Here is a 13,192-nt window from a genome sequence, read left to right on the forward strand (position 1 = left end):
TCACCCTTCACCCTTCACCGTTAGACTTACTTCTCTACGAAAGCACGTTCGATGACGTAGTCGCCTGGTTCGCCCATGCGCGGGGAGATGTTCAGGCCCAGCTCATCCAGCAGCGCGCTGGTGTCGTCCAGCATGGCAGGACTACCGCAGATCATGGCGCGGTCCTGACGCGGGTCGATGGGCGGCAGGCCGGTGTCGGCAAACAGCTTGCCGCTGCGAATGTGGTCGGTCAGGCGGCCCATGGTGTGGAACTCTTCACGGGTGACCGTGGGGTAGTACACCAGTTTTTCGGCGACTTCTTCACCCAGGTACTCGTGGGCGGGCAATTCATTGGTGATGAAGTCGGCGTAGGCCAGCTCGGAGACTTCACGCACGCCGTGAATGAGTATGACCTTCTCGAAACGCTCGTAGACTTCCGGGTCCTGGATCAGGCTCATGAACGGCGCCAGGCCCGTGCCGGTGGAGAGCATATACAGGTTGCGCCCGGGCAGCAGGTCGTCGCATACCAGCGTGCCGGTCGGCTTGCGGCTGACCATGATCTGGTCGCCCACCTTCAGGTGCTGCAAGCGTGAGGTCAGCGGGCCATCGGGCACTTTGATACTGAAGAACTCGAGATGATCTTCGTAGTTCGGGCTGGCGATGGAGTAGGCGCGCATCAGAGGTTTGCCCGCCACTTCCAGGCCAATCATCACGAATTGGCCGTTCTTGAAGCGCAGGCTGCGCTCACGTGTCGTGCGGAAGCTGAACAGCGTGTCGTTCCAGTGGTGAACGCTTAGCACTTCTTCCAGGGCAAACTTGCTCATGTCGACTCCTTTGAGGCTGCGCGGCCTAAGCCTTACTCGCCATATTCTAAAAAAGAATAAAAAATAGCTTTATAGGATGCGCTCATTCTAGATAAAGGGTGGTATATCTGTTAAGCAAATTATCTTGATAACGTATATCTTTAAAATCGATATAGCTTTCGTTGAGCAGCACTTTTTCTGGAGGAGCCTGGCCATGCATTACACGTTGCGTCAGCTGGAAGTCTTCGTCGCCGTTGCCCAGCACGAAAGCGTTTCCCAGGCGGCGAGGGCGCTGGCCATGTCCCAGTCGGCGACCAGTACGGCGCTGGCCGAGTTGGAACGCCAGTTCGACTGCCAGCTATTGGACCGCATGGGTAAACGTCTGAAACTCAACGCGTTGGGGTTCCAGCTGCTCCCCAAGGCGGTGGCGCTGCTGGACCGAGCCGAAGAGGTGGAGGAGCTGCTGCGCGGCCAGCAGGGGGTGGGCGCTCTGGACGTGGGTGCCACCCTGACCATCGGCAACTATCTGGCCACCCTGTTGATCAGTGATTTCATGCAGCGTTACCCCGGTAGCCGCGTGCGGCTGGCGGTGCGCAATACGCGGCATATCATCGAGGGGGTGCGCCAGCATTCGCTGGACCTGGGGCTGATCGAAGGGCAGTGCGATGACGACATGATCATCAGCCAGCCCTGGGTAGAAGATGAGCTGTGCGTGTTCTGCTCGCCTCGGCACCCACTGGCCGGGCGTGCTCATCTGGAGCTGGATCAGTTGCTGCGGGAAGACTGGATCATGCGCGAGGAGGGCTCCGGCACCCGCATGACGCTGGAGCATGCGGCGCGCCATCGGCGCAGCCGCTTCAATACGCTGCTGGAACTGGAGCACACCGAAGGGATCAAGCGGGCGGTGGAGTCAGGTCTGGGGATCGGCTGCGTCTCTCGGCTGGCGCTACGAGACGCTTTCCGGCGGGGTAGCCTGGTGCCGCTACCCACGCCGGAGCTGGACCTGAAGCGTCAGTTCACCTTCATCTGGCATCGCCACAAGTACCTGACCACCGGGGTACGGGAGTTTTTACGCCTCTGCCGCGAAATGACCGCCGGGGCCAAGCGCAGTGACGATATTCCGTTGCCGCCCATTCCTTGAATGTTCTCATGGGTGTCAGTAATCGCGCAGCGTGGGTGACCCCAAGGCAAGCGCGCTGGCTCCGGATAGCTTGAAGCTGCTGATGGTGCCGGTCAGGTGGTTTGCCTGCTCCTTGAGGTGCTCGGCGGCGGTGGTGGACTCTTCCACCATGGCAGCGTTTTCCTGGGTCATCCGGTCCAGCTCGGCCACGGCGATGTTGACCTGCTTGATGCCATCACTCTGTTCGCTGGTGGCGGCGTTGATCTCTTCGAGTACGTCGGTGACACGGGTAATGTGCTCGACGATATCGTGCATGGTGCTGCCAGCCTCGCGTACCAGCGAGGTGCCGTTATTGACCCGGGACTGGGAGTCTTCGATCAGCTTCTGGATGTCGCTGGCAGCGTCGCTGCTGCGGCCAGCCAGTTTACGCACTTCGTCGGCTACCACGGCAAAGCCACGGCCATGCTCGCCAGCCCTGGCGGCTTCTACCGAAGCGTTGAGCGCCAGCAGATTGGTCTGGAAGGCAATGCTGTTCATCAAGGTGACGATCTCACCAATCTTGTTGGAGGCCTGGGAGATGTCTTCCATGGTCGTCACCACGTTCGAGACTACCTGACCGCCGTTTTTCGCTACTTCAGAAGCGGCATGAGAGAGCTGGTTGGCCTCCTGGGCCGACGCGGCGGTGTGGGCGACGGTGCTGGTGATCTGCTCCACCGACGCAGACGTCTGCTGCAGGCTGGAAGCCGCATTGTCGGTGCGGCGCGACAGGTCCTGCCCGCCCATGGCAATCTCGTTGGCGGCGTGGTGCACGGCTTCGCTGCTGGTACGCACTTCGATCAGCACTTCTTCCATTTTGCCCACGAAGCGGTTGAAGGCACGGGCGATCTGCGTGACCTCGTCGTTACCCTCTTCCGGTAAGCGCTGCGTCAGGTCGCCTTCGCCGGAGGCGATGTTATCCATCGCGTTGCGCACCCCCAGCAGGCGGCGCAACAGTAGCGACAGCAGCAGCCCAAATACCACAGCGGTAATGGCTGCAACGATCAATAGGGTAACAATAGATGTGGTGGCAATGGCGCGTAGTCCTGCGGTGGCCTCCGCTTCATCCAGTGCTACCACAAGCTGCCAGTCGCTATTGCCGCCTACTGGGCGGCTCAGCAGTAACTTACTGCTTCCTTCTAACTGCATCTGCTGTGGCTGCTTGGTATTAGCAAGTTGCTCGATATAGGCGGCATTTAATTCATCGCTTAAAACAGTGGTGGGTTCTAGCGCTAGCTCGCTGTTGGGATGGGCGATTAGCGATCCATCGCCGGTAGTCAGAAAGCCAAAACTTGAAGGAGTAGGCGAGATGTCTTGCACGATCGCGACCATATCGCGAATATTGACGTCAGCACCTACTACTGCCTGAAGTTGGTTATTTTGGTAAAACGGGCGGGCAAAGGTCACGACTAAGTCGCCGCTTTGGGCATCGACATACGGCGCGGTGACAATAGTATCCTGCGCGGCAGCGGCGGCTTGGTACCAAGGTCGCTCTCGTGGGTCAAAATCGGCGGGTGGCTCCCAGCCGTTGAAAAAAATGGTCTCTCCGCTATCAGCCAAGCTCAGGTAGGTTGCCATAAAATCGCCAGAGGTGGTCAACTGACGCAAGGCAATACGTGGGTCATTGCTGGAGATAGCTTCCTCCATACCGTTCAGCATGGTGCTACGGGATGCCACCCACTCCTCTAACGCCTGTGTATTACCTCGTATGATAGCCTCCAGGTTTTGAGCGACCTGCTGGGCATTGTGATGTTTTACCGTGGAATAGCTGGCGATGCCATTGATCACTAGGGCAACAACGATGGCAGTCAACGCCGCTAAGAGTATTCGAAAGCGTAGGGTAGCGAACATGGTCACTCTCTTGATCGTCAGAGTAAATGACGATTATCGGCGAGAGTGACCACTTCTTTAGTCGAATAATTTTTCTTCGGGGGGCGTCAGCGCAAATCGCTGACGGCTTCCTGAATATCCGACAGCGAGGCTTTGCTGAGGTCCTTGGAGAGGGTATGGATCACCAGCTTCTGGGTGGGGTTGTCGAGCTTTTCCCGCAGCAGCCCGAGGAACTTGGGTGGGGCCACCATGATCAGCTTCTCCATGCGGTTATCGACGCGGGCAGCATAGAGCCGTTGGGCGACTTCCTTGGCAAACAGCTCGTTTTCATGCCGGGAAGCGGCGCCCTCTTCACCTGATGAGCGTGACGTGGTGGACGTGGACTCATGCACGTCGGCCCCTCGGCGGTCGGTGATCAGGTCGCCTTCATGCAGCCTTCCTGCTGCATGCACCATGCTCTCCTGCTCGGCGAGTTCCAGGGCGTCACGGGTAAAGATTCTGGCGCGTGCCGCATCGGCTACCACGATATAGGTGGTCATCGTCATACGTCCTCCATGTCGTTGATTGCCCTTTAACCATGGCAAGCGTTTGGGGTTAGGTCAAACACTTGCCTGGTGGCCTTACAGCACTTTGCGGCGCAGCACGCTGGTGATGGCTTCACCGATCAGCATCAGCACGATAATGGCGAGCCCCCAGCGTTTCGCTAATGGACATCTGAAGACATAGATGTTTATTTTTCGAAAACGAACATTCTCAATCCAGGGTTTGTTACAAAGATATGTCAAACACTTTCCTGACCCCCTCCTACCATTGGCGCAACCGTTATCTGCTGATGCGCCATGGCCACAGCCAGGCCAACGCGCAGGGGCGAATCATCAGCACCCCCGAGCGCGGAATAGACGCCTATGGATTGTCGCCCGAAGGCGAACGGCAGTTGGACGATGCACTGGTGGACTGGCGTTGGCCGGTGCCCACCCAGGTGGTGCATTCGGACTTTTTACGCACGACTCGAACTGCCGCCCGAGTGGCCAGCGCCTTCGGGTTGGGCATGGCCATCGACGAGCGCTTGCGAGAACGCCATTTTGGCGAGCTGGAAGGCCAGGCAGATAGCCATTACCCCGAGGTGTGGGCGCAGGATGCCCAGAGTGCCGCGCATCGGCAGTGGCAGGTAGAGCCGCTCACCAGCGTGGCAGCGCGCATGTGCGCGGCGCTGGAAGCACTGGAGCTGCGCTGGCAAGGGGAAACGGTGCTGGTGGTGAGCCATGGCGACCCGCTGCAGATCCTGCTCACGGCGCTGGCAGGCAAGCCATTGACCCAGCACCGTGAGCAGCTCGCGCTGGCCCCGGCCAGCATCACGCTGGTAGGCGGTTAGGCGCCTTCCTTGGGGGGAATCCAGGCAATCATGTCGACCTCCACGTCGGCACCGCCTGCCAAGCCGGTGACGCCGATGCAGGTACGGGTGGGGAGCGGTTTCTCGAAGTAGCTGGCGTAGACCTGATTCACTTCATCGAAGTGGCCCATGTTGGTAATGAAAACCCGTGACTGCACCACGTACTCGAAGCTGCTGCCCACCTCTTCCAGCACGATGGCCAGGTTCTGCATGACTCGATGGGTTTGCTCGGTAAAGGTGCCCAGCAGCATTTCGTTGGTTTCCGGCACGGTCGGCATCTGGCCGGTGATGAACACCAGGTCGCCCACGCGGCAGGCGTGAGAGAACGGCGCAATGGGCTGAGGGGCGCGGTCGATGAACAGTTTTTCCATGATGACTCTCGGGTGTGATGTGGGGTATTCAGAAGGGCCATGAAAATGGGCCTCAGCTGAGGCCCACGTTACGCATTATGACGCGCTGGCAGTCGAATCAATGCCCCAGAATCTGGCTCAGGAAGAGCTGGGTGCGCTCGGACTGCGGGTTGTTGAAGAACGGCTCTGGAGCATTTTCTTCGATGATCTGCCCCTGGTCCATGAAGATCACGCGGTCGGCCACGGTCTTGGCGAAGCCCATTTCATGGGTCACGCAGAGCATGGTCATGCCCTCTTCGGCCAGTTCGATCATGACGTCCAGCACTTCCTTGATCATTTCCGGGTCAAGGGCCGAGGTCGGCTCATCGAACAGCATGACGTCCGGGTGCATGCACAGCGAGCGGGCAATGGCGACCCGCTGCTGCTGACCACCGGAAAGCTGGCCGGGATATTTCTTGGCCTGTTCGGCGATGCGTACTCGCTGCAGGTAGCGCATGGCCTGCTCTTCGGCTTCTTTGCGCGGCTTTTTCTGTACCCACATGGGGGCGATACAGCAGTTCTCCAGCACGGTGAGGTGAGGAAACAGGTTGAAGTGCTGGAACACCATGCCAACGCTGCGGCGAATCTGCTCGATACGCTTCACGTCCTGGGTCAGCGGCACGCCGCCGACCACGATCTCGCCCTTTTGATGCTCTTCCAGGTGGTTGATGCAGCGAATCATGGTGGACTTGCCCGAGCCGGACGGCCCGCAAATGACGATCCTTTCGCCGCGCTTCACTTCCAGATAGATGTCGCGCAGCACGTGAAAATCGCCGTACCACTTGTTGACGCCGCGCATTTCGACCATCAGATCCGAAGTACCGGTGCCAGGGTTATGGGAAGCTGCTTGTGTCATGTCACTATCCTGCTAAAAAATCGTTGATAAAAGCGGCGTTAACGCCTGTGACCGGTGTGTAGCCTGCGTTCCAGATACTGGCTGTAGCGCGACATGCTGAAACAGAAGATCCAGAACATGAAGGCCGCAAAGACATAGCCTTCCAGCGAGAAGCCCAGCCAGCGCGAGTCGGCCAGTGCCGCTTGCACGATCCCCAGCAGATCGAATAGCCCGATGATCATGACCAGGGTCGTGTCTTTGAACAACGAAATGAACGTGTTCACGATACCAGGAATCATCATTTTCAGAGCCTGGGGCAGTACGATCAGCCCCATGCGCTTCCAGTAGGTCATGCCGAGGGCGGCGGCGGCTTCTTCCTGGCCTTTGGGAATGGCCTGCAAACCACCGCGAATGACTTCGGCCATGTAGGCGCTCTGGAACAGCGTCAAGCCGATCAGGGCGCGTACCAGACGGTCCACGCTGACCCCGGTAGGCATGAACAGCGGCAGCATCACCGAGGCCATGAACAGCACCGTGATCAGCGGCACGCCACGCCAGAACTCGATAAAGATGACGCAGAAGCTCTTGACGATGGGCATGTTCGAACGCCGCCCCAGGGCCAGCACGATACCGATCGGCAGCGCACCTACCATGCCCACGGTGGCCAGCAGCAGGGTCAGCATCAGGCCGCCCCAGCGATGGGTCGGTACACGCGGCAGGTCGAAATAGCCGCCATGCAGCAGCACGTAGGCGATCACGGGGAAGCCGACCAGCGCAAACACGGCCACCCAGCGCTTGAAGGGCAGACGTGGAATCGCCAGCCAGGCAATCAGGGTGAAGAACCCGGCAAAGACGATATTGGCACGCCAGATTTCTGAGCGCGGGTACAAGCCGTAGATGAACTGGGTGAAGCGTGCGTTGATGAACACCCAGCAGGCACCCTCTCGGGAGCAGTCTTCGCGGGAGGTGCCTACCCAATCGGCGTTGATGAACGCCCATTGCACCGTCGGTACCACGAGCAGGTAGAGAATATACAGGCCGATCAGGGTAAAGATCGTGTTGATCGGACCGTTGAACAGGTTACTGCGTAGCCATGCCACGGGGCCCACGGAGTTGCCGGGCGCTGGCCTTGGCTCGATCATCGTTTGGTTATGAATCATTGGAGTGTCCTCGCCAACGGCCTAGCGTTCAACCAGCGCCACACGGGCGTTGAACCAGTTCATGAACATGGAGACCAGCAGACTGATGGTCAGATAAACCGCCATGGTCATGGCAATGACCTCGATGGCTTGGCCTGTCTGGTTCAGCGTGGTGCCCGCAAAGACCGAAACGAGGTCCGGGTAGCCAATGGCGGTGGCCAGCGACGAGTTCTTGATCAGGTTGAGGTACTGGCTGGTGAGCGGGGGAATGATGACCCGCAGTGCCTGCGGAATGACCACCAGACGCAGCACCAGGTTACGCGGCAGGCTCAGCGCTTGTGCGGCCTCGGTTTGGCCATGGGAAATGGCCTGAATGCCGGAGCGCACGATTTCGGCAATGAACGCAGCCGTATAAATCGAAAGCGCGAACCACAGCGCCAGGAACTCGGGAATGACGGTGACACCGCCGCGGAAGTTGAAACCGCGCAGCTCGGGGACATCCCAGGTGATCGGCACACCGGTGGCAAACATCACCAGCAGGGGCAGGCCGAAAATCATCGCGAAGGAGATCCAGTAGGCTGGCAGGCGCTTCCCCGTGGCCTCCTGACGGCGCTTGTTCCAGATCACCAGCGCAATGCTGGCGATGATCGCCGCAATGAACGTGACCGGAATCAGCCCAAACCCGGACTCGAATAACGGTTCGGGAAGGTACAGGCCGCGCACGTTGAGAAAGATGACCTCACCGAACGCCAGGCTGTCACGGGCGCTGGGTAGCGTCCGCAATACGGCAAAGTACCAGAAGAAAATCTGCAGCAGCAGCGGGATATTACGGAAGGTTTCGATATAGGCCGTGGCCAGCCGCGCGATCAACCAGTTGGGTGACAGGCGGGCGATCCCGACGATGAAGCCAACGATGGTGGCGGCAATTACCCCCAGTGCACCCACCAACAGGGTATTCAGCAGGCCCACGAAGAAAGTGCGGCCATAGGTGCTTTGGGAGGAGTAGTCGATCAGACTTTGAACGATCCCGAAGCCTGCGGTGTTGTTAAGAAAACCGAACCCGGTAGTGATCCCGCGAGAGGACAGGTTGTCTTGAACATTACCGACGATATAGAACAGGAACGCAATAACGGCTGCAATGAGTAGAAACTGAAAGATCAGCGCACGCTTTGCGCGGTCTCGCCAGAACGGAGGCTTTTGGCCAACGGGGCGAGCGTTAGGTCTTACGGACATGGATGGCGTCTCCGCTACACGGAAGGTCAATCAAATGGCCCGCCGGTACCCTTGAGTGATGCTGGCAAGGGACGGCGGGCCGGGGTCAAGCGAGACGCTTAGCGAATCGGCGGTGCGTACTGGAAGCCACCCTGGTTCCACAGAGCGTTGACGCCCCGTTCGATTTCCAGCGGTGAATCCATGCCGACGTTACGTTCGAAGCTTTCTCCGTAGTTACCTACCTGGCTCAGGATGTTGTAGGCCCACTCGGCATCCAGACCCATGCCTTCACCGTAGTTGCCGTCCTGACCCAGCAGGCGAGCCACGTCCGGGTTATCGGAATCGCGCATCTCTTCAGCGTTTTCGCTGGTCACACCGTACTCTTCACCGTTGAGCATGGCGAACAGCGACCACTTGACGATGTTGAACCACTGGTCGTCACCCTGACGTACCACGGGGCCCAGCGGCTCCTTGGAGATGACGTCGGGCAGGATCATGGCGGCAGACGGGTCGTCCAGCTGAATACGCAGCGCGGCCAGCTGAGAGGTGTCAGAGGTCAGAACGTCACAACGGCCTGCCTGGAAACCACCGACGGTTTGCTCGGACGTATCGAAAACGATGGGGTCGAATTCCATGCCGTTAGCGCGGAAGTAGTCCGCCAGGTTCAGCTCGGTGGTGGTACCGGACTGGATACAGATGGCGGCGCCATCCAGCTCGGAGGCGTTGGAGATGCCCAGGTCGGTGGAGACCATGAAGCCCTGGCCGTCGTAGAAGTTGACGCCGGTGAAGTTGAGACCCAGCGTGGTATCACGGGTGGTGGTCCAGGTGGTGTTACGTGACAGAACATCGACTTCGCCAGACTGCAGTGCGGTAAAGCGCTCGACGGCGTTCAGGGAGATATAGTTAACGGCGTCGGCATCGCCCAGTACGGCGGCAGCGACGGCACGACATACGTCAACATCAAGACCTTGCCATTCGCCGCTATCGTCCGGCGCGGAAAAACCTGGCAAGCCATCACTAACGCCACACTGTACGGCACCGCGAGAGCGAGTTTCTTCTAATGTGTTCGCCTGCGCGGTAGCGATACCGGCCAGCGTAATTGCACCCGCAGAGGCAAGCAGTACCAGGTGTTTCTTGTTAACCATGTGTGTTCCCCTTCCTCGATTTAATGATGTTATGCATGTCGATGCATGCCTAAAAGCTAGCAAGGAAGGTGCCAAAAAAGATATGTCGGCAAATTCAGCGGTTTTCAACGTAAAATCAGCGAATTTATCGAAAGTATTGGTGCAAAAAAGAGTGCCAGCGGCTACGCGATGCTCTGTTTTGGTGCGTAGCCGCTGGCGCGGGGAGAAAGCTACTGACGTTCGCCGATCAGCGAATCGGCGGGGCGTACTGAATGCCTCCGTTATTCCAGAGCCCGTTGAGGCCTCTGGCAATGTTGAAGTCCGACCCTGTGCCGACATTGCGGTCATAAACGTCCGCGTAATTACCTACCTGCTTGACGATCTGGTAGGCCCAGTCGGCGCTGATGCCCATGGGGCTGCCGAAATCGCCATCCTGGCCCAGCAGGCGCTGTACGTCAGGGTTGTCGCTGTCGAGCTGCTCGTCCACGTTCGCCTGGGTGACTTCCAGCTCTTCGGCATTGAGCATGGCAAACAGCGTCCATTTGACGATATTGAACCACTGGTCGTCGCCCTGGCGCACGGCCGGGCCCAGCGGCTCCTTGGAGATGATCTCGGGCAGCACCACGGCCATGTCGGGGTCGGCCAGCTGCATCCGCTGGGCATAGAGCTGCGAGGCATCGGAGCTCAGCACGTCGCAGCGGCCTACTTCGAACCCGGCAATCGACTGCTCGGGAGAGTCGAAGACCACGGCATCATAGGTCATGCCGTGAACCCTGAAGTAATCGGACAGGTTCAGTTCGCTGGTGGTGCCCGATTGGGTGCATACCGCGGCGCCGTCCAGCTCCTTGGCACTCTGTACGTTCAGGTCGCTGGCGACCATGAAGGCCTGGCCGTCGTAATAGCTGACGCCGGTAAAGTGCATGCCCAGCGTGGTATCGCGGCTGGAGGTCCAGGTGGTGGTGCGTGACAGCACGTCCACTTCACCGGACTGAAGGGCCGTGAAGCGCTCCACGGAGTCCAGCGGCACGAAGTCCACCTTGTTGGCATCGCCTAGCGCGGCGGCGGCAATGGCGCGGCAGATGTCGGTATCCAAGCCCCGGTACTGGTCGTCGTCATCCAGTGACGAGAAACCGGGCTGGGCGGCATTCACGCCGCAACGCAGGCTATCGCGATTCTGGACGGTGTCCAGCGTGCTGGCCATGGCGATGGCCGGTGCCAACAGGCTGGCCCCTACTCCCAACCAACGAACACTCTTCATGTGTGATTCCTTGACGTCGAAGCGCGCCGATCTGCGCGCATAAAAAAAGCCGAGCAGCGCCCGGCTTTTCCACTAACGATGCCCGCTCTCACGCAAAGGCTTTGCGCATGAAGGGGGGCAGCGCCAGGGCTCCACGATGGGCCTCTGCTGTATAGTACTGTAGCGGCATTTCGTGGCTGGCGGCAGCTTCTTCGCGGAAGCTTTCAACGCTGGTGCCTTTACCTGCCAACGTCACGCTCCACCAGCCGGAGGGGTAGACCGGTTGGGGGAAGGGCAAGGTGGCCACGCTGTCGAAGCCCGCTTCGCGCATGTCGTTGCGCAGTTCGCGAATGATCGAACCGCTATGGTAAAGCGGCGACTCGCTCTGCTGCACCATCACTCCGCCACTTTTCAGAATACGGTGGCAGCGTTTCAGGAAGTCGGTCTTGAACAGGCCTTCGGCCGGGCCGACCGGGTCGGTGGAGTCGATGATCAGCAGGTCGATGCTCTCGTCGGCCGCGTCGTCCACCCACTTCACGCCGTCGGCAAACAGCAGCTCGGCGCGGGGGTCGCCGTTGGCTTCCACGAGTTCGGGGAAAAAGCGCTCGGCGGCCTTGGTGACTTCCTCGTCGATATCGATCTGGGTGACCTTCTCGACGCCCGGATGGCGCAGCACTTCTTTCAAGGTGCCGCAGTCGCCGCCACCAATGATGACCACGCGCTTGGGGTCCTGATGGGTGAACAGCGCCGGGTGGGCGATCATTTCGTGATACAGGAAGTTGTCGCGATCGGTCAGCATCACGCAGCCATCCAGCACCATCAGGTTGCCGTAGGTCTCTGTGGCGTACACTTCCAGGTGCTGGTAAGGGCTCTGCACATCCAGCAGCTTTTCGGTCACTTTCAGCGAGAAAGCGCTGCCGTGGCTATCAAAGACTTCGGTAAACCACTGGTCGTCGCGTAGGTCGCTCATTGCTTGGCTCCTGGGCATGAGTCGTTCGATTGAGTCGGAATGCCCTGATGGTACTGCGGGCTCAAGTCGTGCAGCGCCTCCATGAAGGCGGTGACATGATCAGGGTTGGTGAACTGGCTGATGCCATGGCCCAGGTTGAAAACGTGGCCAGGGCCGTGGCCGTAGCTCTCCAGTACGCGAGCCACTTCCGCACGAATGGCCGAAGGGCGCGCAAACAGCACGTTGGGGTCCAGGTTACCCTGCAGGGCCACCTTATGGCCCACGCGAGCGCGGGCGTCGGACAGCTCGGTGGACCAGTCGATGCCCAATGCGTCGGCACCGGCGCAGGCAATGTACTCCAGCCACTGGCCACCGTTCTTGGTGAACAGAATCACCGGTACGCGACGGCCATCGTGCTCGCGGATTAGCCCGGAGACGATCTGCTCCATGTAGCGCAGCGAGAACTCCAGGTAGGCCGGTGTGGACAGCGCGCCGCCCCAGGTATCGAAAATCTGTACCGCTTGAGCGCCTGCGCGAATCTGAGCGTTCAGGTAGTCGGTGACCGCTTGCGCCAGGGTGTCCAGCAACTGGTGCATGGTGTCGGGCGTGTCGTACAGCATGGTCTTCAGGTGACGGAAGTCCTTGCTGGAGCCGCCTTCTACCATGTAGGTGGCCAGCGTCCAGGGGCTGCCGGAAAAGCCGATCAGCGGCATACGGCCGTTGAGCTCACGACGGATCGTGGAGACCGCCCGCATCACGTAGTCCAGGTCGCGCTCGGCATTGGGCACGGTGAGCGCGGCGACTTCTTCGGCGGTGCGTACGGTCTTCTTGAATTTGGGGCCTTCGCCGGTTTCGAAGTACAGGCCCAGCCCCATGGCATCGGGGATGGTCAAAATGTCCGAGAACAGAATGGCGGCGTCGAGCGGGTAACGCTCCAGCGGCTGCAGGGTGACTTCACAGGCCAGGTCATGATTGCGGCACAGGTCCATGAAGCTGCCCGCATCGGCGCGGCTGGCGCGGTACTCGGGCAGGTAACGGCCCGCTTGACGCATCATCCACACCGGAGTGCGGTCGACAGGTTGGCGCACCAGCGCGCGAAGAAAACGGTCGTTCTGCAAAGGTGTGGTGGTCATAAACACTTGCTCTTGG

The 13,192-nt window shown here is 59.6% G+C and carries 13 protein-coding genes; 2 read left to right on the forward strand and 11 right to left on the reverse strand.

Annotation, left to right across the window (positions count from 1 at the left end):
• Positions 1–26 precede the first annotated feature (26 nt).
• Positions 27–803, reverse strand: a complete 777-nt coding sequence (locus CWI66_RS14255; protein ID WP_081135874.1) for a ferredoxin--NADP reductase — start codon at positions 801–803, stop codon at positions 27–29.
• A 193-nt stretch (positions 804–996) separates the two neighbouring features.
• Here CWI66_RS14255 and CWI66_RS14260 point away from each other — a divergent pair, with 193 nt between their 5' ends.
• The gene (locus CWI66_RS14260) at positions 997–1,923 is read left to right on the forward strand and encodes a LysR family transcriptional regulator (protein ID WP_100732037.1); all 927 of its coding nucleotides are present in this window, start codon (positions 997–999) and stop codon (positions 1,921–1,923) included.
• 15 nt (positions 1,924–1,938) lie between these two features.
• On the opposite strand, the gene CWI66_RS14265 is transcribed toward CWI66_RS14260, so the two are convergent.
• Complete coding sequence (locus CWI66_RS14265; protein ID WP_100732038.1) at positions 1,939–3,789, reverse strand: methyl-accepting chemotaxis protein; 1,851 nt, start codon at positions 3,787–3,789, stop codon at positions 1,939–1,941.
• Positions 3,790–3,875: 86 nt separating this feature from the next.
• Positions 3,876–4,307: a host attachment protein gene (locus CWI66_RS14270; RefSeq protein WP_100732050.1), complete on the reverse strand. Its 432-nt coding sequence runs from the start codon at positions 4,305–4,307 to the stop codon at positions 3,876–3,878.
• 239 nt (positions 4,308–4,546) lie between these two features.
• Here CWI66_RS14270 and CWI66_RS14275 point away from each other — a divergent pair, with 239 nt between their 5' ends.
• Positions 4,547–5,140 carry a histidine phosphatase family protein gene (locus CWI66_RS14275; protein WP_081193454.1) on the forward strand — a complete coding sequence of 198 codons (594 nt, stop codon included), beginning with the start codon at positions 4,547–4,549 and terminating at the stop codon, positions 5,138–5,140.
• Here CWI66_RS14275 and CWI66_RS14280 read toward each other — a convergent pair.
• The 8 genes from CWI66_RS14280 to hemE all read right to left on the reverse strand — a co-directional run bounded on the left by CWI66_RS14280 (position 5,137) and on the right by hemE (position 13,176).
• On the reverse strand, positions 5,137–5,529 hold the full coding sequence (locus tag CWI66_RS14280) for a RidA family protein (RefSeq protein WP_039178691.1): 393 nt from the start codon (positions 5,527–5,529) through the stop codon (positions 5,137–5,139). The genes CWI66_RS14275 and CWI66_RS14280 overlap by 4 nt on opposite strands.
• A 97-nt stretch (positions 5,530–5,626) precedes the next feature.
• A complete protein-coding gene (locus CWI66_RS14285) occupies positions 5,627–6,355 on the reverse strand; it encodes an amino acid ABC transporter ATP-binding protein (protein WP_039179251.1) in 729 nt (242 codons plus the stop codon).
• Positions 6,356–6,441: 86 nt separating this feature from the next.
• Positions 6,442–7,542 carry an amino acid ABC transporter permease gene (locus CWI66_RS14290; protein WP_016915405.1) on the reverse strand — a complete coding sequence of 367 codons (1,101 nt, stop codon included), beginning with the start codon at positions 7,540–7,542 and terminating at the stop codon, positions 6,442–6,444.
• Positions 7,543–7,563: 21 nt separating this feature from the next.
• Positions 7,564–8,754, reverse strand: coding sequence for an amino acid ABC transporter permease (locus CWI66_RS14295; RefSeq protein ID WP_016915404.1), 1,191 nt, complete (start codon positions 8,752–8,754; stop codon positions 7,564–7,566).
• A gap of 98 nt (positions 8,755–8,852) precedes the next feature.
• On the reverse strand, positions 8,853–9,878 hold the full coding sequence (locus CWI66_RS14300; protein ID WP_016915403.1) for an amino acid ABC transporter substrate-binding protein: 1,026 nt from the start codon (positions 9,876–9,878) through the stop codon (positions 8,853–8,855).
• Between the two features lie 226 nt (positions 9,879–10,104).
• Positions 10,105–11,115 (reverse strand): amino acid ABC transporter substrate-binding protein, encoded by a 1,011-nt coding sequence (locus tag CWI66_RS14305; RefSeq protein WP_100732039.1) that lies wholly within the window; start codon positions 11,113–11,115, stop codon positions 10,105–10,107.
• An 88-nt stretch (positions 11,116–11,203) separates the two neighbouring features.
• Positions 11,204–12,064 (reverse strand): polyamine aminopropyltransferase, encoded by an 861-nt coding sequence (gene speE / locus CWI66_RS14310; protein ID WP_081193444.1) that lies wholly within the window; start codon positions 12,062–12,064, stop codon positions 11,204–11,206.
• On the reverse strand, positions 12,061–13,176 hold the full coding sequence (gene hemE, locus CWI66_RS14315; RefSeq protein WP_100732040.1) for a uroporphyrinogen decarboxylase: 1,116 nt from the start codon (positions 13,174–13,176) through the stop codon (positions 12,061–12,063). The genes speE and hemE overlap by 4 nt, the downstream gene beginning before the upstream one ends.
• Between the last annotated feature and the right edge of the window lie 16 nt (positions 13,177–13,192).

It is taken from the genome of Halomonas sp. 141 (genome assembly GCF_002810305.1).
Classification (GTDB): Bacteria; Pseudomonadota; Gammaproteobacteria; order Pseudomonadales; family Halomonadaceae; genus Vreelandella; species Vreelandella stevensii.

What these genes read in the sequence shown, in the direction of transcription:
- CWI66_RS14255 (WP_081135874.1), bottom strand. Translation starts at nt 803, where the DNA reads ATGAGCAAGTTTGCCCTGGAAGAAGTGCTAAGCGTTCACCACTGGAAC.
- CWI66_RS14260 (WP_100732037.1), top strand. Translation starts at nt 997, where the DNA reads ATGCATTACACGTTGCGTCAGCTGGAAGTCTTCGTCGCCGTTGCCCAG.
- CWI66_RS14265 (WP_100732038.1), bottom strand. Translation starts at nt 3,789, where the DNA reads ATGTTCGCTACCCTACGCTTTCGAATACTCTTAGCGGCGTTGACTGCC.
- CWI66_RS14270 (WP_100732050.1), bottom strand. Translation starts at nt 4,307, where the DNA reads ATGACCACCTATATCGTGGTAGCCGATGCGGCACGCGCCAGAATCTTT.
- CWI66_RS14275 (WP_081193454.1), top strand. Translation starts at nt 4,547, where the DNA reads ATGTCAAACACTTTCCTGACCCCCTCCTACCATTGGCGCAACCGTTAT.
- CWI66_RS14280 (WP_039178691.1), bottom strand. Translation starts at nt 5,529, where the DNA reads ATGGAAAAACTGTTCATCGACCGCGCCCCTCAGCCCATTGCGCCGTTC.
- CWI66_RS14285 (WP_039179251.1), bottom strand. Translation starts at nt 6,355, where the DNA reads ATGGTCGAAATGCGCGGCGTCAACAAGTGGTACGGCGATTTTCACGTG.
- CWI66_RS14290 (WP_016915405.1), bottom strand. Translation starts at nt 7,542, where the DNA reads ATGATTCATAACCAAACGATGATCGAGCCAAGGCCAGCGCCCGGCAAC.
- CWI66_RS14295 (WP_016915404.1), bottom strand. Translation starts at nt 8,754, where the DNA reads ATGTCCGTAAGACCTAACGCTCGCCCCGTTGGCCAAAAGCCTCCGTTC.
- CWI66_RS14300 (WP_016915403.1), bottom strand. Translation starts at nt 9,878, where the DNA reads ATGGTTAACAAGAAACACCTGGTACTGCTTGCCTCTGCGGGTGCAATT.
- CWI66_RS14305 (WP_100732039.1), bottom strand. Translation starts at nt 11,115, where the DNA reads ATGAAGAGTGTTCGTTGGTTGGGAGTAGGGGCCAGCCTGTTGGCACCG.
- speE (WP_081193444.1), bottom strand. Translation starts at nt 12,064, where the DNA reads ATGAGCGACCTACGCGACGACCAGTGGTTTACCGAAGTCTTTGATAGC.
- hemE (WP_100732040.1), bottom strand. Translation starts at nt 13,176, where the DNA reads ATGACCACCACACCTTTGCAGAACGACCGTTTTCTTCGCGCGCTGGTG.